Below are 19,633 nucleotides of genomic sequence, written 5' to 3'. Positions count from 1 at the left end.
ACACCGCTAGTTCTTAAGCGGGTCCCCCGCACAGTCGCGGTAGTGGTGCATCTGGAATCCGTGTTCTCGCACATTACCCGTCAGTGACAAAGCGCTCATTCTTCCGGCGGCGCTCCGCGCGCCGTCGCGGTAGTTCATCCAACGGCGGTTGTCTCGCGGGTCGATACTTCTCAAAACGCTGCCCGTCTTTCGCGCCAGCAACACTCGTCGAATCGCTACCCGTCTCTCGCGCCACAGGCACTCGTCGAATCACGGCTGTCTCTTGCGCCGGTGGCACTTCTCAAACCACCGGCCGTCTCGCCAGCGGCACGTCTGAAACCACGGGCCTTCCCTTGCGCCCGTAGCGCTTCTTTAACCACGGCCATTTCGGCGCCTCGCCGAGGCGAAGCCGACGGCTCCCGCAGCGCACAAACGAATCCGCTGGTTTCATGCGGACCGTTCCGGCGAGCACGCAGTGCGAGGCGGGAAGCATGACTGCCTTGTCACGCACGTCGAATGTGCGAGGGCACGGATTCCAGATGCACCACTGCCTCCTCCGAGCCAGGGGAGCCGCTTATAAGCTGGCGGTGTGAAGCGGCTTTCTTTGCCTACTTTCTTTGCCGCGGCAAAGAAAGTAGGTGCCGCCCCGCACAGGGGCAACGCCAACAGACCACCATGAACTCAAGGAAAGGCCAACACCCCCAAAGCGCCCCGCGCAAAAAAAACCCCTCATAGCGCCCCAGCCCAATTTGTGCTTTACTTTTCAGCAGCCGTATAAAGAAAGAAAAACCCCGCAGCACCCGCATCGGACCCCACGAAACAGGCAACAGAAGAAAGACCAAGCAAAAAGGTCCGGTCTCACCCCATAAGGAGACAACTTCATGGCGATCAGCATCAGTCTGACGGTGAACGGCGCGCCCATCAGCGCCTCAATCGACCCTGGCACTCTGCTTGTCCAGTTCCTTCGAGATCAACTGCGCCTCACCGGCACACACGTCGGCTGCGACACAGCCCAATGCGGCGCATGCACGGTCCACCTGAACGGACGCGCGATCAAATCCTGCAACATCCTCGCGGTGCAAGCGGAAGGCGCGGACATCACCACCATCGAAGGGCTCGCGAAAGACGGCGCATTACATCCCATGCAGACGGCCTTCAAACACTGCCACGGCCTGCAATGCGGCTTCTGCACCCCCGGCATGGTGATGAGCGCGGTCTCGCTGGTCCAGCGCCAACCGGATCTCACCGGCGAAGACGTGCGCGCCCAACTCGACGGCAACCTGTGCCGCTGTACGGGCTATCACAACATCGTCAAAGCAGTGCTCGAAGGCGCCGAAGGCATGAAGTCCGCCGGCACGGCCAACGCCGCCACGAATGCCAACGCACCGGCCACCGCCTGAGGAGCCGACGATGAACGCACCCGACACTCACCTGATTGGCGCTTCCGTCGAACGCAAGGAAGACTATCGGTTCCTGACCGGCAACGGCCAGTACACGGACGACATCGTCCTGCCCCAGCAAACCTACGCGGTGTTCCTGCGCTCGCCCCACGCGCACGCGAAGATCAACAGCATCGACACCGCCGCGGCCAAACAGTCGCCCGGCGTGGTCGCGATCTTCACCGGCGCGGACATGGCCGCTGACAACGTCGGCGGCCTGCCCTGCGGCTGGCTGATTCACAGCACCGACGGCAAGCCGATGAACGAGCCGCCGCATCCGATCATCGCGCATACGAAAGTGCGTCACGTCGGCGATCAGGTCGCGCTCGTCATCGCCGATTCGATCAAGGCCGCCAAGGACGCCGCCGAATTGATCGAAGTCGATTACGACGTGCTGCCGGCCGTGGTCGACACCGCGCATGCAGCCGACGCCGGCCAGCCCGCCGTGCACGACGAAGTGCCGGACAACATCTGCTACAACTGGGGCCACGGCGACAAAGCCGCCACCGACGCCGCCTTCGCCAAAGCCGCGCACGTCACCACGCTCGACATCGTCAATAACCGCCTGATCCCGAACGCAATCGAACCGCGCGCGGTCAACGCGAGCTACTCCGTGCAGGACGAGAGCTACACGCTCTACGTCGCGAATCAGAATCCGCACGTGGAGCGCCTGCTGATGGCCGCGTTCGTGCTGTCGCTGCCGGAATCGAAACTGCGCGTGATCGCGCCGGACGTCGGCGGCGGCTTCGGATCGAAGATCTTCCTATATGCGGAAGACGTCGCGCTGACCTGGGCGTCGAAGAAAATCCGCCGTCCGGTCAAGTGGACGGCCGAGCGCTCGGAAGCGTTCGTCTCGGACGCGCACGGCCGCGATCACGTGACCAAGGCCGAACTGGCCATGGACGCGGACGGCAAGTTCCTCGGCATGCGCATCCACACGACCGCCAACATGGGCGCGTATCTGTCCACGTTCGCGTCGAGCGTGCCGACCATTCTGTATGCCACGCTGCTCGCCGGTCAGTACGCCACACCCGCGATCTATGCGGAAGTGAAAGCGGTCTTCACCAACACCGTTCCCGTCGATGCCTATCGCGGCGCGGGCCGCCCCGAAGCGACGTACGTGGTGGAGCGGCTGGTGGAAACCGCCGCGCGCGACATGAAGCTCGATCCGGCGGAGATTCGTCGCCGCAATTTCATCCGCGAGTTTCCGTACGCGACACCGGTCGGCCTCACCTACGACACCGGCGATTACGAGACCATCCTCGCCCGCTCGCTCGAACTCGCGGACGTCAAAGGCTTCGCGGCGCGCAAACAGGAATCCGAAAAGAACGGCAAACTGCGCGGCCTTGGCTACTCGTGCTACATCGAGGCGTGCGGTCTCGCGCCGTCGAATATCGCGGGTGCGTTGGGCGCGCGGGCCGGCCTGTTCGAAGTCGGCCAGATTCGCGTGCATCCCACCGGCTCGGTCACCGTGTTCACGGGCTCGCATAGTCACGGCCAGGGACACGAGACGACCTTTGCGCAAGTGGTGGCCGACAGGCTCGGCATCGCACTGGAAAGCGTCGAGATCGTCCACGGCGACACCGGCCGCATTCCATTCGGCATGGGCACGTATGGCTCGCGCTCGATCGCGGTCGGCGGCTCGGCGATCATGAAGGCGCTCGACAAGATCGAAACCAAGGCGAAAAAGATCGCCGCGCACCTGCTCGAAGCCGCGGCGGAAGACATCGAGTTCAAGGACGGCGTGTTCCGCGTCGCGGGCACCGATCGCACCAAAGCGTTCGCCGACATCTCGCTCGCCGCCTACGTGCCGCACAACTACCCGCTCGACGTGCTCGAACCGGGCCTCGAAGAAAGCGCGTTCTACGATCCGACCAACTTCACCTATCCTTCCGGCGCGTACATCTGCGAAATCGAAGTCGATCCGGAGACAGGCGTGTGCCGGATCCAGCAGTTCACCGCGGTCGACGATTTCGGCAACGTGATCAATCCGATGATCGTCGAAGGACAGGTGCATGGCGGGCTCGCGCAGGGCATCGGCCAGGCGATGCTGGAGCGCTGCGTGTACGACAACGAGAGCGGCCAGCTGCTGTCAGGCTCGTACATGGACTACGCGATGCCGCATGCGTCCGATTTGCCGAACTTCACTGTCGAAACCGTGAAGGGCACGCCGTGCACGCACAATCCGCTCGGCGTGAAAGGCTGCGGCGAAGCGGGCGCGATCGGCTCGCCGCCAGCGGTGATCAACGCAATCCTCGACGCGCTCGCGCCGCTCGGCGTGACCGACCTGCAAATGCCGGCGACGCCGCATCGCGTGTGGTCCGCGATTCACGCTGCCAAGCAACCCCATTGAGATCCTGAGCGGAGCATTCGACATGTATTCATTCGAGTATCAACGCGCGACGGACCCCAAAGCGGCCGCCGCCATTCTCACCGCCGACAGCGACGCCAAGTTTCTGGCCGGCGGCCAAAGCCTCTTGCCCACCATGCGGTTGCGGCTCGCCCAGCCGTCGCAACTGATCGACGTGACGCGCATTCCCGCGCTCAAGGCGATCACCGTCGACGCAAAAACGGTGACGATCGGCGCCGCCGTGTGCCATGCCGACGTGGCGGATCACGCGGAACTGCGGCGCGTCTCGCCGGGGCTCGCGGATCTCGCCGCGCACATCGGCGATCGTCAGGTACGAGCGCTCGGCACGATAGGCGGCTCGCTCGCCAACAACGACCCGGCCGCGTGTTATCCGGCGGCGGCCGTGGGGTTGGACGCGACCATCGTCACGGATCGGCGGCGCATCGCGTCGAGCGACTTCTTCGTCGGCATGTATGAGACGGCGTTGGCGCCCGATGAGCTAATCGTCGCCGTGGAGTTTCCCGTGCCCGAGCGCGCGGCCTACGAGAAATTCCGCAATCCCGCTTCGCACTTTGCGTTGGTCGGCGTGTTCGTCGCGAAGTTCGCGGGCGGTGTGCGCGTCGCGGTGACGGGCGCGGCGTCGTCGGTGTTTCGTGTGCCGGAACTGGAAAGCGCGCTGTCGGCGAACTTCACGCCCGAGGCAGCACGTGGGGTGACGGTGTCGGCTGCCGACCTGAACACCGACATGCACGCGAGCGCCGAATACCGCGCGCACCTGATTCCGGTGCTGGCCGCGCGCGCGGTGACGAAGGCGAACACTTAGCTTTTCCTTGCCGTTCGTGGCTGGTGTGCCTTGTGCCTCGGCACAGGACACACCAGCCGCATTTGCTCATGTGCGTTAAGGCCGCTTTGCTTCATTGGCGTCGCTCCATTGCGCAGATTCAGGAACACCATGCAGCCCGCTTCAATCGACGACACCCTCGCTCAACTCGCCGCCCAAAGCTATTTCGCCAGCCGCGAGCTGGCGACCGCGCTGTATCTCGCGCTGCGCATGGAGCGGCCGTTGTTCGTCGAAGGCGAGCCTGGCGTCGGCAAGACGGAACTCGCCAAGGCCGCAGCGGGCATGCTCGGCACCTCGATGTTGCGCCTGCAATGCTATGAAGGTCTCGACACGGCCAGCGCGCTTTACGAATGGGACTATCCGCGGCAGATCATGGCGCTGCGGCTTGCCGAAGCCGCGGGCGAACGTCCCGATAACGACACCTTGTATCGCGGCGAATTCCTGCTGAAGCGTCCGTTGCTGCAAGCGCTGATGCCGGACGAAAATCATCCGGGCGCGCGGCGCGTGTTGCTGATCGACGAGATCGACCGCGCCGATGAACCGTTCGAAGCCTTTCTGCTGGAACTGCTTTCGGACTTCCAGGTATCGATTCCCGAATATGGCACGGTCCGCGCCGTGCAACCGCCGCTCGTCGTGATGACCTCGAACCGGACGCGCGAAGTGCACGACGCCTTGAAGCGCCGGTGCCTGTATCAATGGATCGGCTATCCGGAGCGCGATCGCGAGTTGGAGATCGTCGCCGCTCGCGCACCGCAAACGTCAGCGGAATTGCAGCGGCGTGCGGTCGATTTCGTGCACCGGCTGCGCGGCATGGATCTGTTCAAGGCGCCCGGCATAGCCGAGACGATCGATTGGTGCCGCGCGTTGGAGGCGTTGTCGGTGACGGAGCTCGATCCGCAATCGGTGCACAACACGCTTGGCGTGCTGCTCAAGTATCAGGACGATCTGGCGCGCATCGATGCCGCGCAAATCGCCCAGTGTCTCGCCGCGCCCGGATAGCCAGCATGACGAATTCAATCGACACGGGCAACGGCGACGCTTCAGGCCATCGCATTGTGCTGTCCGGCAGCGCGTCCGGCGAGGCTGCCTCACCGCTCGACGACACGCCCACGCTCGCCCGCAACGTCGTCCATTTTGTGCGCGTGCTACGCGGCGCCGGTTTGCCGATGTCGCCCGCGCAAGCCGTCGATGCGCTCGCCGCGCTGCACTGGATCGATCTGGGCCGCCGCGACGACGTGCGCGCCGCCCTCGCCGCGTCGCTGGTGTCGGCGCCCGACGAGCGCGATCTGTTCAACGCCGCGTTCGATTTGTTCTGGCGCGATCCCGATTGGGAAGGCAAGCTGCGCGCGCTGCTTCTGCCGAAAGTCCGCGACGGCCTGCCGCCACCCAAACGCAACAACCGTCTCGCCGATGCACTGGCCGTGCGCGCGCCGAAATCACCGCATGGCAAAACGCCACAGGAAACCGAGCAACACGAACTGCATGCGCACGTCACCTTCAGTGCGGAAGAGCGGTTACATCATCGCGATTTCGACACCCTTTCCGCCGATGAATGGCGCACCCTGCGTCATCTGATTCGCGGCCAGCGTCTGCCGCTCGCCACCGAACCAACGCGTCGTCTGAAAGCCGCGTCGCACGGCACGCATGCGGACTTGCGCGCGAGCGCCCGGCACGCGGTGCGCGCGGGCGGCGACTGGACGGTGTGGAAGTATCGCGCGGTGGTCGAACGCAAGCCGCCGCTGGTATTGCTGCTCGACATCTCCGGTTCGATGAGCAGCTATTCGCGCGCGGTGCTGTATTTCTGCCACGCGCTGTTGCAATCGCGTGAACGCTTGCAAGTGTTTCTGTTCGGCACGCGGCTCACCAACGCGACGCGCGCGCTGCGCGAGCGCGATCCCGATGTGGCGATCGCGACGCTCACCGAGCAGGTGGTGGACTGGTCGGGCGGCACGCGGATCGGCGCCGCGCTCGCCGAATTCAACCGCCGGTGGGCGCGGCGCGTGCTGACCGGGCGGGCCACGGTGCTGCTCGTCACCGACGGCCTCGATCACGAGGCGATCGATGTGCTCGATACCGAGATGGCCCGCCTGCACCGCTTCGCACACCGCATCATCTGGCTCAACCCGCTGCTGCGTTTCAGCGGCTTTTCTCCGAAAGCGCGCGGCGTGCAGGCGATCCTGCCGTATGTCGACGCGCATCGTCCAGTTCATAATCTAGACAGCCTGACGGCGTTCGGCCGCGACCTCGCGCAACTTACGCGCGCGCCTCGTCGCAGTGCCGGCGTCACAGGTACCGCAGGAGCGACATCATGGAATTGACTGAAACCCATACGCTGCCCGTTTCGCAGCAGCGCACATGGGACGCGCTGAACGACACTGAGGTTTTGCGCGCCTGCATTCCGGGCTGCGAAAGCATCGACCCGGACGGCGAAAACGCCTACGTGGTGGCGCTGAGCGCCGCAGTCGGCCCGGTCAAGGCGCGCTTCAAGGGCCGCATGCAACTCACCGACATCGACGCGCCGAACTCGTACAGCATCGTATTCGAAGGCCAGGGCGGCGCCGCGGGTTTCGCCAAAGGCAACGCGCACGTCTCGCTCGAAGCCGACGGAGAGGCCGCCACGAAGCTCAGCTACACGGCGAGCGCACAGGTCGGCGGCAAGCTCGCGCAGATCGGCTCGCGGCTCGTCGACGGCGCGGCGCGTAAAATCGCAGGCGAATTCTTCAAGCGCTTCGGCGCCCAGGTAGGCGGCGACAGCGAGGGCGCGGCGGCCCCGGACGCCGGTGAGAATGCAGCCGACGACGCGGTGCCGCACAATACAGCATCGAATGAGGCCGCGGACGGCGAGTCCGGCGGCGACGCAACGAAAAGGAAGAAATCATGGACAGCGTGGATCTCGAAGTCCTGAAGTCCAGCGCACGCTGGCTGGAAGAAGGACATCGCGCGCTACTGGTGACGGTGGTGAAGACGTGGGGCTCGTCGCCGCGTCCCGAGGGCGCGATGCTCGCGGTGCGCGACGATGGACTCGTGGTGGGCTCGGTATCGGGCGGCTGCATCGAAGACGATCTGATCGACCGCGTGCGGCAACGCGGTATCGAGCAAACACGGCCGGAAGCGGTCAAGTACGGCATCACGGCGGAGGAAGCGCATCGCTTCGGGCTGCCGTGCGGCGGCACGATCCAGTTGGTGCTCGAACCGCTGACGCCGCAAAGCGGCATTGCCGAACTGTGCAACGCGGTGGAGAACGGACGCCTCGTGGCTCGCGAAGTGAATATGTCGACGGGCGCGACGCAGCTCGAAGACGCGCAGGCAACCGACGGCGTGCATTTCGACGGCGAACGTCTGCTGACGATTCATGGTCCGCGTTACCGCATGCTGGTGATCGGCGCGGGGCAGTTGTCGCGCTATCTGTGCCATATCGCGGTGGGGCTCGATTATCAGGTCACCGTGTGCGATCCGCGCGAGGAGTACACCGAGGAATGGAATATTCCCGGCACGAAGATCGTGCGGACCATGCCCGACGACACCGTGATCGAGATGAAACTCGACGAGCGCTGCGCGGTGATCGCGCTGACGCACGACCCGAAGCTCGACGATCTCGCGCTGATGGAAGCGTTGAAGACGCCGGCGTTTTATGTCGGCGCGTTGGGTTCGCGAAGGAATAATCAGGCGCGGCGCGAACGTCTCAAGGAGTTCGATCTGAACGATACCGAGTTGGCCCGCTTGCATGGACCGGTCGGGATTTATATCGGCAGCCGCACGCCGCCTGAAATCGCGGTGTCGATTCTCGCCGAGGTGACGGCGGCCAAGAACGGCGTTTCGCTGCCGACCTTGCTTCAGGTCGAAGGCGCCAAGGCCGCGCGGGAGATCGCGGCTTCCGGCGGGACGGCTTGCAGCGTTTGAAGCGAATCTTGCCGGCGCACGGCGCTTTTCCTAACCGCCGCTGCGCACAATAGCGCAGCGCGGCTTACATCAAACCGCACACCACCGCGGCGATCACCGATCCGCCCACGAGCACAGCGCCCACCACGCGGCGCTTGTTCAACTCGGTCCACAACAGGACGCCGGTCAGCGAAAGCAGAATCATGCTGCCGGCGATCGTATCAATCAGCAACACCCAGCCGACGCTCAGGCCCACGCCTTTGTGCAGGTTGTTCATGGTCGCGAGAAACGAGTTGTGCGTGCGTTTCACCGCGACGAAACCGTTGCCCACCCAATACTCAGCCTGCACGTTCTGCGACGGCCCCGTGATGCCGACTTGCCAGAACTCCGGCTGCATCGTGCTGCGATCGCCCCACGCCACCGGATGCGCCGGCTCGCGCTTCATCCTGCCCGGCTTGCCGTCGATCTTCAATTCGCTCTTGAGCCACTTCGCCATGTCCATCGGCGAATGCAGCTGCTGTTGCGGCACGGGAATCTGCATTTCCTCGACCTGCGGCTCGCCCGACGACACCTTCAACGGACCGGCGCGGTGATTCAGCAGAAAACCGGTCGCGCCGAACATCAGGCCGAGCACCGCGCCCCACAGGCCGACCCATCCATGCACCTTGCGCAGCCACTTGATGAAGTTCGCGCGCCGCGAACGCCGACGCCGCGCCGCCTGCTCAGCGTCGTCCATCAGATGATGGCCGCGCTCCAGTTTATGGGCAACGTATTGCGTGCCGTGACCAGCGGCGGGTTTCATCTCGATCGAGTCAGGCGCGTTCAAATCCGGGCTCCAGGCGCAGCAAGTTGATCAATCGCGGGCACACGGCGACAAAGCGCGCGTTCACCCGCCATTGATCAAGGAAGGGTTCGAAACGGAGGTGCCGGACGACCCGGCTTGCGGTCCAGGCCATCCGGCTGAGAGGCTGGCTGGCAGTCACAGAGGAGGAGAATGTGACAGAGAGCTGGCGATGCCTTTCAAATGATAATGGCTATCATTACACAATTAAGCGGTTTGCTCAATCCGAACGCGCGGCAGCCGCTTGACATCTACGCGGCGCAAACCGACTCTAACTGACGATCCCGTCAACGTTATGTTCGGATACCAGCCTGCCATGCGCCTCTCTTTCCTGGTCTGTCTTGCCTCTTTCGGCTGGCTTGCCGGCATCCACGGTGCGGTGGCGGGCGTCCCGGCCAGACTGGACGATCCCTATACGAACGAAGGCGAGACCCAGACCTTCACCGTCAGCGCCGACGGCTCCTTCTCGAAGCTCGATTCGATGACGCTGCACGTGAACAACGAAGCCGGCGTCGCGCGGGTCGCGCAGCAATACGTCTGGTTCAACCGCAACATGGCGGACGTGCAGATTCTCGAGGCCTACACGACCACCGCCGACGGCGTGCGTCACGACGTGCAGCCCGAGCAGATCCGCGACGTCCAGGAAGCCCGTTCGTTCGACGCGCCGATGTTCCAGGACATCCAGGAAAAGGTGATCGTGTTCCCCGCCGTGGAGCCGGGCGCGCGCGTGCACCTCACCTATCGCAAGACGCAGAAGCAGCCGATCGTGCCGGGCGAATTCAGCGACTTCACGCCGCCCGATCTCGCGCCGACGCACAACTTCCGCCTGATCTACGATCTGCCCGCCGACAAGCCGCTTTATGCCGACGCGCGCGGCTTCACCGCTCTGCAACCCGTGACGCGCGACGGCCGCACGCGTTACGAATATCGCTACGACAAGGCTCATTTCAGTCGCCTCGAACGTGGTTCCGTCGCCTACGTGTCGTATGGCGACCGGTTGATGGTCTCGACCTTCCCCGACTACGCCGCGTTCGCCGCGACCTACCGCGAATCCGCAGCGGACCCGAGCGCGCACGACGCCGCCATCACGCGTCTTGCACACCAGCTCACCGCGCACGACCGCACGCCGCGCGACAAGGCCAAGACGCTGTACGACTGGGTGCGCCGCAATGTGCGCTACGTGGCGATCAATGTCGGACGCGGCGCGGTGGTGCCGCACAGCGCGAGCGCGGTGCTCGCGAACCGCTACGGCGATTGCAAGGATCACGTCGCGCTTTACGGCGCGCTGCTCGATGCGGCCGGCGTGCGCAACGAGCCGGCGTTGATCAGCAGCGGCACGATCTACACGCTGCCGAGCGTGCCGGGCTACGGCGTGATCAATCACATCATCACGTGGCTGCCGGATTTGCAGCAATACGCGGACTCGACCGCGTCGAACGTCGAATTCGGTTTTCTACCATCGTCCGATATGAACCGGCCGACCGTGCTCGTCGGCGAGGGTGTGCTCTCGCGCACGCCTGCCACAGCGTTCATGACGCGTAGCACCGATCTGTCGATCAAGGTCGAACCGGACGGCTCGGCGAGTTTCACGTATCGGCTGGAAGCGGTCGGCGCCTCGGCCGAACAGGCGCGCGCGATGTTGCGCACGCAGACGCCCGCGCAACGCGAGGAGTCGATTCAGGCCGAGTTGCGCAGCGCCAACCTGCGTGGCACCGCTATGCTCACCACCAACGACCTCAACGTCGCCGACGGCCCGCTCGTCATCAACATGAAAGGGACACTGGAAAGTCTCGTGGTGCCGGGCGCGGCGGCCTCGATTCCGGCGTTGACGAGTCTGGCCGGCGGCTTCGAAGCGGATACGCGTTACTGGCTCGGCGAGCGCCAGCGCACGCAGCCGTTCGTCTGCCACAACCTGGCGTTGCACGAACGCGCGCGTATCGAGTTGCCCGCCAATTTCCGCGTGCTCGACATGCCGGAGGCGAAACGAACCCAGGATCGCTTCGTCGATTTCCAGTCGCAGTACGCGTTCGATCCGCTCGGCAACGTCGTCACGATGACGCGCGACGGCGCCACGCATTTCGATAGCGACGTCTGCACGCCCGACGACTTCGCGCAGATGCGTCCCGCGATCGAAGCAATCGGGCGCGACGTCCGTGCGGAAGTGATCGTCAGATCGACGCTAGTGGAGTCGTCGAGCGTTGCTTCGCAGGCGCCGTGAGCGCTCGCGTCAGATAAGAGTGCATGCCTTCATCAACCGGGATGCACTCAAACGGGCCAGAGCGGCCCTTCCTGCATCGCGCCAAGCTGCTCGCGCAATTCGAGGATGCGATCCTCCCAGTAACGCTGCGTGTTGAACCACGGAAACGCCGCGGGGAAGGCCGGATCGTCCCAGCGGCGCGCAAGCCACGCCTGATAGTGAATCAACCGCAGCGTGCGCAGCGCTTCGACCAGATAGAGTTCGCGCGGCTCGAAGTCGCAGAAGTCTTCGTAGCCGGCGAGCAGATCCGCCAACGCGCGCGACGCTTCGACACGTTCGCCCGGCAGCAGCAGCCACAAATCCTGCACGGCCGGTCCCATGCGGCTGTCGTCGAAGTCGACGAAATGCGGCCCCGCGTCGGTCCACAACACATTGCTCGGATGGCAGTCGCCATGCATGCGCAGCATACGGATGTCGCCGGCCCGTTCGAACGCACGCTCCACGCCTTCGAGCGCGAGGTTCACCACGGTTTCCCACGCGGTGCGCAAGTCGTCCGGCACGAAACGATGCGCGAGCAGAAAATCGCGCGGCTCGTAGCCGAAGGTGTGGATGTCGAGCGTGGGACGTTCGGCGTAGTTCTGCGTCTGGCCAACCGCATGAATTCGGCCGATGAACCGCCCGAGCCATTCGAGCGTGTCGCGCCGGTCGAGATCCGGCGCGCGGCCGCCGCGACGTTCGAAGATGGAAAAGCGGAAGCCATCGAAGGTATGCAGCGTGCGGCCATCGAGCTCGCGCGCAGGCACCGCCGGAATCTCGCGCGCGGCGAGATCGGCAACGAAAGCATGTTCTTCAAGGATGGCGGCGTCGCTCCAGCGCTCAGGACGGTAGAACTTCGCGACCACGGGCGGGCCGTCTTCCACGCCCACCTGGTACACGCGGTTCTCGTAGCTGTTGAGCGGCAGCATGCGGCCGTCGGTGCGCACGCCGACTGTGCTGAGCGCGCTGTCGAGCGCGTCGAGCACGATTTCCGGCTTGAGCCGGGCGAAAGGCACAGCGCTGTTTGCGCTGTCCTGTGGATCGAGGATGTCGTCGTTCATGCCCGCATTGTGCGCCGCGCCGCCGTCAAAGACGAGGGCGAAGGCTCACAACGCGGAACCACCCGCGGCTTACAACTTGCACACGGCTTGTACTCAAACTGCCTTCAATGCATCTGCGCGCTTGACGGTCGCACTTGCTCGCCCGTATCGATCAGGTCTTCAAGGAAAAAGGGTTCAGTATTCAGGTGCGGCGATGCGCCGGGCTCCCCGGCATACCACGCCACCATGGCCATGTCGCCGAGAATGCGCATGACGATCCCGCGCGCGCCTTGCGGCACGGCGATATGCACCGATCGGACAATGGAACCGATTTGCATGATGTTTCCCCGTTTCTCCCATAGCCGGCTTTATGATTTCACGCCGGTCAAGGTGATGATAAAAGCGTCGCTCCGCCGATAACGTTGCGTACGCACCCAATCTGCTGCGCGTGATACGCGTGAGAGGTTCGAGTCATTGTTCCCGTTTTGCGGGGCCGAGGAAAGCGCGAACTCAAGGCTCTTTACCCCTTGTTTCGCCCTATTCCCATTACGGCGCGCTGGACCGATGATTCGGGGCGTAACGCGTCGCAACGAGACCATCATAAACCCTGCTGGGGTGAGATATCAAAAACGTGCACCAACTAGACCATTTGCTCGATCCGACCGCCGCGCCGGCCTGCCCGCACCGCTGCGGCGCGCGTCCCGCCCGCCGCGTCCGCCATGTAGATGGCGCCGCACTGCGCGGCTTTGAGCGGCAGAACTAGTCATGTGGATCGTTCGTCTCGCGCTGCGGCGCCCGTATACGTTCGTCGTCCTGGCCCTGCTATTGCTGATCGTCGGACCTTTGACGATCCTGCGCACGCCCACCGACATCTTCCCGAATATCGACATTCCAGTGCTCTCGGTGATCTGGTCGTATAACGGCCTGCCCGCCGACGAGATGGAAAAACGCATCGTGCTCAACTACGAGCGCGGGCTCTCGACTGCGGTCAACGATATCGAGCACACCGAGTCGACCTCGCTGAACGGCATCGCGGTGGTCAAGATTTTTTTCCAGCCGCACGCCAATATCGATGAAGCGCTCGCCGAGGTCACCGCGCTGTCACAAACGCAATTGCGCTCGCTGCCGCCCGGCATCACGCCGCCGAATATCCTGCGCTACAACGCCTCGACGGTGCCGATCCTGCGGCTCGCGCTGTCGTCCGCCTCGCTCACCGAGCAGGAGCTATTCGACTTCGGCAACAACTTCCTGAAGACGCAGCTCGCCACCGTGCCCGGCGCGTCCGCGCCGCTGCCGTACGGCGGCAAGCAGCGGCAGATCATGGTCGATATCGATTCGCGCAAACTGCAGGAGCGCAATCTTTCGCCGATGGACGTGGTCAATGCGGTCACCGCACAAAATCTGATCCTACCCTCGGGTACCGCGAAAATCGGCTCGACCGAATACTCGGTGCAAATGAACGGCAGTCCGGATTCGCTGGCAGGCCTGAACAATATTCCGATCAAATCCACCGCCAACGGCACCGTCTATATCCGCGACGTCGCTCATGTGCGCGACGGTTTCCAGCCGCAGACCAATATCGTGCGCGTGAATGGCCAGCGCGCGGCGCTCCTCACCATCAACAAGAGCGGCAACACATCCACGCTCGAAATCGTCGACCGCATCAAGAAGATGATGCCGACGCTGCGCAATCTCGTGCCTGCCTCGCTGAATATCGACCCCGTCGCCGACCAGTCGCTGTTCGTGCGTGCTTCCGTGCAAGGCGTGCTGCGCGAGGCGCTGATCGCGGCATGCCTGACCGGTCTGATGATTCTGCTGTTTCTCGGCAACTGGCGCGCCACGCTGATCATCGCCGTGTCGATTCCGCTGTCGATGATCACGTCGATCATCGCGCTCTCCCTGCTCGGCGAAACCATCAACATCATGACGCTCGGCGGGCTCGCGCTCGCGGTCGGCATTCTGGTGGACGACGCGACCGTGGCGATCGAAAACATCAGCCATCAACTCGAACAAGGCAAGACGCTCGAGCAGGCGATTCTCGACGGCGCGCATCAGATTGCCATTCCGACGCTGGTGTCGACCTTGTCCATCTGCATCGTCTTCGTGCCGATGTTTCTGCTGACGGGCGTCGCGCACTATCTGTTCATCCCGCTCGCCGAAGCGGTGGTGTTCGCGATGCTGGCGTCCTACTTCTTCTCGCGAACGCTCGTGCCGACGCTCGCAAAATACCTGCTGCGTTATCACCATAAGCCGGCGGATCTGCATCACGCGCCGGCGCAAACGCGCAATCCGTTCATGCGCGTGCACTACGCATTCGAAGACGGCTTCTCGCGTTTGCGCTACCGCTATCGCGCGTTTCTCGAAGCGCGCGTCGCGCGGCCCGGTCTGTTCGTGACGCTGTTTCTGGTCTGCTGTGGCGCGTCGATGCTGCTGATGCCGTTTCTCGGCCGCGATTTTTTCCCAGCGGTCGACGCCGGCACGATCGCGCTGCATCTGCGCGCGAAAACCGGCATGCGAGTGGAGGAAACGGCGGTAGTGACCGATCGTGTGGATACGCGGATCCGTCAGTTGATACCGCCCGGTGAGCTGCATTCGATCATCGACAACATCGGCTTGCCGGTCTCGGGCATCAACCTCTCGTACAGCAACACTGGGACGATCGGCACCTCGGATGCGGACGTGCTGATCACGCTCAATCCCGATCACCATCCGAGCGCCGACTACGTGCGCACGCTGCGGCGCACGCTCACCGACGAATTCCCCGGTGTACAGTTCGCCTTCCTGCCCGCGGATATCGTCAGTCAAACGCTCAACTTCGGCATGCCGTCGCCGATCGACATTCAGATCGTCGGCCGTGACGTGGCCGGCAATCGCGTGTTCGCCGCGAACTTGCTGAACCGTCTGCGCACGGTGCCCGGTCTCGTCGATGCACGCATCCAGCAGCCCGCGGATTTGCCGCGCATCTTTATCGACGTGGATCGCACGCGTGCGCAGCAAGCCGGCTTCTCGCAACGCGACATCGCGAGCAATCTGCTGATCACGCTGTCCGGCAGCCAGCAAACCACGCCGACGTTCTGGCTCAATCCGCGCAACGGCGTGAGCTACAACGTGATCACGGAAGCGCCGCAATACACGATCGACTCGTTGCAATCGCTCGCCAACATTCCGCTGAACGCGAATGGCCGCAGCAATATTCTCGGCTCGCTCGCCAGCATGAGGCGCGAAGCGGGCAACGCGACGCTCACGCACTACAACGCGCAGACCACGATCGATATTTTCGGCACCGCCGACGGCCGCGATCTCGGGGGCGTGTCCGACGACATCCGCAAGATCATCGACGACGCCAAGGCCGATCTGCCCAAAAGCTCGACCATCGAAGTGCGCGGCCAGGTGCAGACCATGAACGATTCGTTCTCGGGCCTATTCGCGGGTCTCGTGTTCGCGATTCTGCTGGTGTATCTGCTGATCGTGGTGAATTTCCAGTCGTGGCTCGATCCGTTCATTATCATCACCGCACTGCCCGGCGCGCTCGCAGGCATCGTGTGGATGCTGTTTCTCACGCACACCACGCTGTCGATTCCCGCGCTCACAGGCGCGATCATGTGTATCGGCATCGCCACCGCCAACTCGATTCTCGTGATCAGCTTCGCACGCGAGCAGCTGCTCGAACACGGCGACGCCACGCGCGCGGCGATCGAAGCGGGCTTCACGCGTTTTCGTCCGGTGCTGATGACGGCGCTCGCGATGGTGATCGGCATGGTGCCGATGGCGATCGGTCTCGGCGAAGGCGGCGAGCAGAATGCACCGCTCGGGCGCGCGGTGATCGGCGGCCTGACGATCGGCACGCTGGCCACATTGATTTTCGTGCCGGTGGTGTTTTCGATGATCTACCGGCGACTCGCGGCACGTCGCTTGCGCGCGGCTGAACACGTGGTGGGCAAGCCGTGATGCAGAGCGCTTTGGTTATCGTGCCGGCAACAGCAGGCAGCACAAGAGGCAGCTTCGACTGCCCATGCATCTTGACAGGGGAAGTTTGATGGAAGGACAACGTCCAGACGGTTCCGGCACTGCGCGCGATCCGGCAAAGGCAAAGCGCGCACGCTGGATCGGCATTGCGGTTGCCGTAGCCGTCATCGCGCTGGCGGCACAAGGTATCTGGTCGCGCCACGATGCACACGCGGCGCTCGAACGCGATGCCGAGCATGCGAGCCAGACGAGCGTCGAAGTCGTGCGGCCGCAGAAGTCAACGGTCGGACTCGATCTCGTGCTGCCCGGCAATGTGCAGGCTTTTCTCGATACGCCGATCTACGCGCGCACCAACGGCTATCTGAAGAAGTGGTACGCCGACATCGGCGCGCACGTGAAAAACGGCCAGTTGCTCGCGGAGATCGATACGCCGGAAGTCGACGATCAACTGCGCGCCGCCCGTGCCGATCTCGCGAACGCCAACGCCAACTATGCGCTCGCGAAAAGCACCGCCGACCGCTGGACCGACATGCTGAAAAGCAAATCCGTCTCGAAGCAGGAAACCGACGAGAAGGTCGGCGACATGCTCGCCAAGAAAGCCACGCTCGACGCCACGCGTTTTAACGTGGCGCGGCTCGAGAAGACGCAGTCGTTCCAGAAGGTGTATGCGCCGTTCGACGGCATCGTGACGGCGCGCAATGTCGATGTCGGTGCGCTGATCGACGCGGGCAGTTCCGGCGGCCCAGCGAAGGAGCTGTTTCATGTCGCGCAGGCGGATCGGCTGCGCGTTTATGTGAATGTGCCGCAGGCTTACGCGCAGCAGGTTCGCGCGCAGCAGAACGCGTTTCTCACTCTGACCGAGACGCCGGCGAAACATTATCCGGGCACCGTAGCGCGCACCGCGGGCGCCGTCGATCCGCAACAACGCACGATGCTGGTCGAAGTCGATGTCGATAACCGCAATGGCGATTTGCTACCGGGCGCGTATGCGCAAGTGCACTTCGCGTTGGGCACGGGCGCGGCGCCGTTCACGTTACCGGGCAATGCGCTGCTGTTCCGTCCGGATGGTGTGAAAGTCGCGATCGTCGATGCGCAACACAAAGTGAAGCTCGTGCCGGTGTCGTTGGGAACGGACTTCGGCACGCGCGTGGCGATCGTGTCCGGCCTGCAAGGCGATGAGCAGGTGATCCTGAATCCACAGGACTCGATCGTCGATGGCGCACCGGTGCGGATCGTGGCGGCGAAAGCGGGTGAGGCAACGGCTGCTTCTGGCGCGGCGGCTGGTGGTGAAGGGGCAGCGGGCGCGTCTGGCGCAGCGGCAAGCGGTGAACGGGGAATGGGCGCGTCTGGCGCAGCGGCAAACGGCAAAGCGGCGGCGGGCGCATCCGCCGCGGTCGCGAGTGGTGGCGCGGCAGGGAGCGCGTCCGGCGCAGTGACGAGCGGTGACGGAGCGGCAGGTTCCTCCAGCGCGATAGCCTCAAGCTCCGAGACTGCGCACGTCGCCTCATTGCTGTTCGCGAGGACATCATCATGAACGCGCCGGCATCTCGTCGCCGTTTCGTCGCCCCACCGCTGCGACACGTCTCGCTGCGCGCGTCCGCTTTGGCGCTAGCAAGCGTATGCGCACTCACCGCATGCACCGTCGGCCCTGACTATGTGAAGCCGTCCGCCACCACCGCCGCAACCTACAAGGAACTCGACGGCACCGGCTGGAAACCCGCGCAACCCGCCGACACGCTCACACGCGGCGCGTGGTGGAGCATCTATGCAGACCCGTCGCTCGACGCGCTCGAACAACAGGTCGCGAGCGCGAACCAGAACGTGCAGGCCGCCGAAGCACGCTTTCGCGCCGCCCGCGCAACCGTGGCGCAATATCGCTCGAGCTTCTTCCCGGTCGTCACCGCGACCGGCGCCTATTCACGCGCGCGTTCGTCGGAAAACGTGCTGCACAAATCGACCGCCGGCCTCACGCTGAACGACTACCTCGTGCAAGCCGACGCGTCGTGGGAACCCGATCTGTGGGGCCGCGTGTCGCGCAGTGTCGAAGGCGCGAAAGCCGAAGCGCAGGCCAGCGCCGCCGATGCACAAGCCGTACTCCTGTCGATGCAGGCCGAACTCGCCACCGACTACTTCGAGCTGCGCGGGCTCGATCAGGAGCGCCAACTGCTCGACGACACGATCGAAGCCTACAAGCAAGCCCTTGATCTGACGCAGCACCGCTACGCCGGCGGCATCGCCACGGACGCCGATGTCGCGCAGGCGCAGACGCAACTGAAGACCACCCAGGCGCAAGCACTCGACCTCGGCGTGCAGCGCGCGCAACTCGAACACGCGATCGCGATACTGACCGGCCAGCCGCCTTCCACGTTTTCCCTGCCGGTTGCGCCGCTCGCTGCGGTGCCGGTCGTGGCGGCGGCGGGCGTGCCGTCCGCGTTGCTCGAACGCCGCCCAGACATCGCGGCGGCGGAACGGCACGTCGCCGATATGAATGCGCAGATCGGCGTGGCGACGGCGGCGTTTTTTCCGAACCTCATTTTGTCGGTGACGGGCGGCCTCGAAGCCACCAACTACAGTCAATGGTTGCTGGCGCCGAGCCGGCTGTGGTCGCTGGGGCCGACGCTGGCGGGCACGCTGCTCGACTTCGGCGGACGCGCTTCCGTGAAGGAACAGGCCCGCGCGCACTACGACGAAAGCGTCGCGCAATACCGGCAGACCGTGCTGAGCGCCTTCGGCCAGGTGGAGGACAATCTCGCCGCCTTGCGCGTGCTCGAACAGGAAGCGACCGCGCAGGACGATGCGGTGACCGCCGCGCAACGTGCGCTGGCAGTCGTATCGAATCGCTATAAGAACGGCGCGATCACGTATCTCGACGTGGTGGTCGCGCAAACCACTGCGCTCACCAACGAGCGCGACGCCGTGTCGATCGCGCGTCGGCGGATGGCCGCGAGCGTGGCGTTGATCAAGGCGCTGGGCGGTGGCTGGGACGCGTCCGCGCTGCCGACGGATGAGCAGATCGTGCATCCTTCCGCGCCCGCCAGCGATGCCGCGACGCGCGGGTAGTCATC

Annotated in this window: 14 protein-coding genes; 11 read left to right on the top strand and 3 right to left on the bottom strand. The window is 64.2% G+C overall.

The features are described 5' to 3' along the window. The first annotated feature begins 860 nt into the window (after positions 1 to 860). The 7 genes from P0D73_RS25450 (at position 861) to P0D73_RS25420 (ending at position 8,509) form a co-directional block, all read left to right on the top strand. Complete coding sequence (locus tag P0D73_RS25450; protein WP_408176198.1) at positions 861 to 1,379, top strand: (2Fe-2S)-binding protein; 519 nt, start codon at positions 861 to 863, stop codon at positions 1,377 to 1,379. Positions 1,380 to 1,389: 10 nt separating this feature from the next. After that, positions 1,390 to 3,771 carry a xanthine dehydrogenase family protein molybdopterin-binding subunit gene (locus P0D73_RS25445; RefSeq protein ID WP_408176199.1) on the top strand — a complete coding sequence of 794 codons (2,382 nt, stop codon included), beginning with the start codon at positions 1,390 to 1,392 and terminating at the stop codon, positions 3,769 to 3,771. Positions 3,772 to 3,793: 22 nt separating this feature from the next. Further along, complete coding sequence (locus tag P0D73_RS25440; protein WP_132376369.1) at positions 3,794 to 4,591, top strand: FAD binding domain-containing protein; 798 nt, start codon at positions 3,794 to 3,796, stop codon at positions 4,589 to 4,591. A gap of 129 nt (positions 4,592 to 4,720) precedes the next feature. Further along, positions 4,721 to 5,608: an AAA family ATPase gene (locus tag P0D73_RS25435; RefSeq protein WP_132376370.1), complete on the top strand. Its 888-nt coding sequence runs from the start codon at positions 4,721 to 4,723 to the stop codon at positions 5,606 to 5,608. 5 nt (positions 5,609 to 5,613) lie between these two features. Next, the gene (locus P0D73_RS25430; RefSeq protein WP_408433239.1) at positions 5,614 to 6,927 is read left to right on the top strand and encodes a vWA domain-containing protein; all 1,314 of its coding nucleotides are present in this window, start codon (positions 5,614 to 5,616) and stop codon (positions 6,925 to 6,927) included. Then, positions 6,918 to 7,514 (top strand): SRPBCC family protein, encoded by a 597-nt coding sequence (locus P0D73_RS25425; RefSeq protein ID WP_132376371.1) that lies wholly within the window; start codon positions 6,918 to 6,920, stop codon positions 7,512 to 7,514. Before P0D73_RS25430 ends, P0D73_RS25425 begins: the two co-directional genes overlap by 10 nt. Further along, complete coding sequence (locus P0D73_RS25420) at positions 7,487 to 8,509, top strand: XdhC family protein (protein WP_408176202.1); 1,023 nt, start codon at positions 7,487 to 7,489, stop codon at positions 8,507 to 8,509. Before P0D73_RS25425 ends, P0D73_RS25420 begins: the two co-directional genes overlap by 28 nt. A gap of 64 nt (positions 8,510 to 8,573) precedes the next feature. Here the strand turns inward: P0D73_RS25420 and P0D73_RS25415 are convergent, their stop codons facing one another. Further along, the gene (locus P0D73_RS25415) at positions 8,574 to 9,314 is read right to left on the bottom strand and encodes a PepSY-associated TM helix domain-containing protein (RefSeq protein ID WP_408320388.1); all 741 of its coding nucleotides are present in this window, start codon (positions 9,312 to 9,314) and stop codon (positions 8,574 to 8,576) included. Positions 9,315 to 9,645: 331 nt separating this feature from the next. On the opposite strand from P0D73_RS25415, the gene P0D73_RS25410 reads away from it, so the two are divergent. After that, positions 9,646 to 11,547, top strand: coding sequence for a DUF3857 domain-containing transglutaminase family protein (locus P0D73_RS25410; protein ID WP_408433237.1), 1,902 nt, complete (start codon positions 9,646 to 9,648; stop codon positions 11,545 to 11,547). A 47-nt stretch (positions 11,548 to 11,594) separates the two neighbouring features. Here P0D73_RS25410 and P0D73_RS25405 read toward each other — a convergent pair whose 3' ends face one another. Together P0D73_RS25405 and P0D73_RS25400 are read right to left on the bottom strand one after the other, a co-directional pair. Beyond that, positions 11,595 to 12,623 carry a serine/threonine protein kinase gene (locus P0D73_RS25405; protein WP_132376375.1) on the bottom strand — a complete coding sequence of 343 codons (1,029 nt, stop codon included), beginning with the start codon at positions 12,621 to 12,623 and terminating at the stop codon, positions 11,595 to 11,597. A gap of 104 nt (positions 12,624 to 12,727) precedes the next feature. Next, positions 12,728 to 12,940, bottom strand: a complete 213-nt coding sequence (locus P0D73_RS25400; protein ID WP_042327325.1) for a hypothetical protein — start codon at positions 12,938 to 12,940, stop codon at positions 12,728 to 12,730. A 427-nt stretch (positions 12,941 to 13,367) separates the two neighbouring features. Here P0D73_RS25400 and P0D73_RS25395 point away from each other — a divergent pair, with 427 nt between their 5' ends. The 3 genes from P0D73_RS25395 (at position 13,368) to P0D73_RS25385 (ending at position 19,628) form a co-directional block, all read left to right on the top strand. Beyond that, the gene (locus P0D73_RS25395) at positions 13,368 to 16,550 is read left to right on the top strand and encodes an efflux RND transporter permease subunit (RefSeq protein WP_408433234.1); all 3,183 of its coding nucleotides are present in this window, start codon (positions 13,368 to 13,370) and stop codon (positions 16,548 to 16,550) included. Positions 16,551 to 16,638: 88 nt separating this feature from the next. After that, complete coding sequence (locus P0D73_RS25390; RefSeq protein WP_408433232.1) at positions 16,639 to 18,102, top strand: efflux RND transporter periplasmic adaptor subunit; 1,464 nt, start codon at positions 16,639 to 16,641, stop codon at positions 18,100 to 18,102. After that, a complete protein-coding gene (locus tag P0D73_RS25385) occupies positions 18,099 to 19,628 on the top strand; it encodes an efflux transporter outer membrane subunit (protein ID WP_408433230.1) in 1,530 nt (509 codons plus the stop codon). The genes P0D73_RS25390 and P0D73_RS25385 overlap by 4 nt, the downstream gene beginning before the upstream one ends. The last annotated feature ends 5 nt before the right edge of the window (positions 19,629 to 19,633 follow it).

Source organism: Paraburkholderia sp. RL18-101-BIB-B (assembly GCF_046026985.1).
Taxonomy (GTDB): Bacteria; Pseudomonadota; Gammaproteobacteria; order Burkholderiales; family Burkholderiaceae; genus Paraburkholderia.
The sequence above is the reverse complement of the archived record's forward strand: the minus strand, read 5'-3'. Positions and strand labels throughout refer to the sequence as shown.

What these genes read in the sequence shown, in the direction of transcription:
- P0D73_RS25395 (WP_408433234.1), top strand. Translation starts at nt 13,368, where the DNA reads ATGTGGATCGTTCGTCTCGCGCTGCGGCGCCCGTATACGTTCGTCGTC.
- P0D73_RS25400 (WP_042327325.1), bottom strand. Translation starts at nt 12,940, where the DNA reads ATGCAAATCGGTTCCATTGTCCGATCGGTGCATATCGCCGTGCCGCAA.
- P0D73_RS25440 (WP_132376369.1), top strand. Translation starts at nt 3,794, where the DNA reads ATGTATTCATTCGAGTATCAACGCGCGACGGACCCCAAAGCGGCCGCC.
- P0D73_RS25410 (WP_408433237.1), top strand. Translation starts at nt 9,646, where the DNA reads ATGCGCCTCTCTTTCCTGGTCTGTCTTGCCTCTTTCGGCTGGCTTGCC.
- P0D73_RS25420 (WP_408176202.1), top strand. Translation starts at nt 7,487, where the DNA reads ATGGACAGCGTGGATCTCGAAGTCCTGAAGTCCAGCGCACGCTGGCTG.
- P0D73_RS25425 (WP_132376371.1), top strand. Translation starts at nt 6,918, where the DNA reads ATGGAATTGACTGAAACCCATACGCTGCCCGTTTCGCAGCAGCGCACA.
- P0D73_RS25405 (WP_132376375.1), bottom strand. Translation starts at nt 12,623, where the DNA reads ATGAACGACGACATCCTCGATCCACAGGACAGCGCAAACAGCGCTGTG.
- P0D73_RS25450 (WP_408176198.1), top strand. Translation starts at nt 861, where the DNA reads ATGGCGATCAGCATCAGTCTGACGGTGAACGGCGCGCCCATCAGCGCC.
- P0D73_RS25445 (WP_408176199.1), top strand. Translation starts at nt 1,390, where the DNA reads ATGAACGCACCCGACACTCACCTGATTGGCGCTTCCGTCGAACGCAAG.
- P0D73_RS25390 (WP_408433232.1), top strand. Translation starts at nt 16,639, where the DNA reads ATGGAAGGACAACGTCCAGACGGTTCCGGCACTGCGCGCGATCCGGCA.
- P0D73_RS25385 (WP_408433230.1), top strand. Translation starts at nt 18,099, where the DNA reads ATGAACGCGCCGGCATCTCGTCGCCGTTTCGTCGCCCCACCGCTGCGA.
- P0D73_RS25430 (WP_408433239.1), top strand. Translation starts at nt 5,614, where the DNA reads ATGACGAATTCAATCGACACGGGCAACGGCGACGCTTCAGGCCATCGC.
- P0D73_RS25435 (WP_132376370.1), top strand. Translation starts at nt 4,721, where the DNA reads ATGCAGCCCGCTTCAATCGACGACACCCTCGCTCAACTCGCCGCCCAA.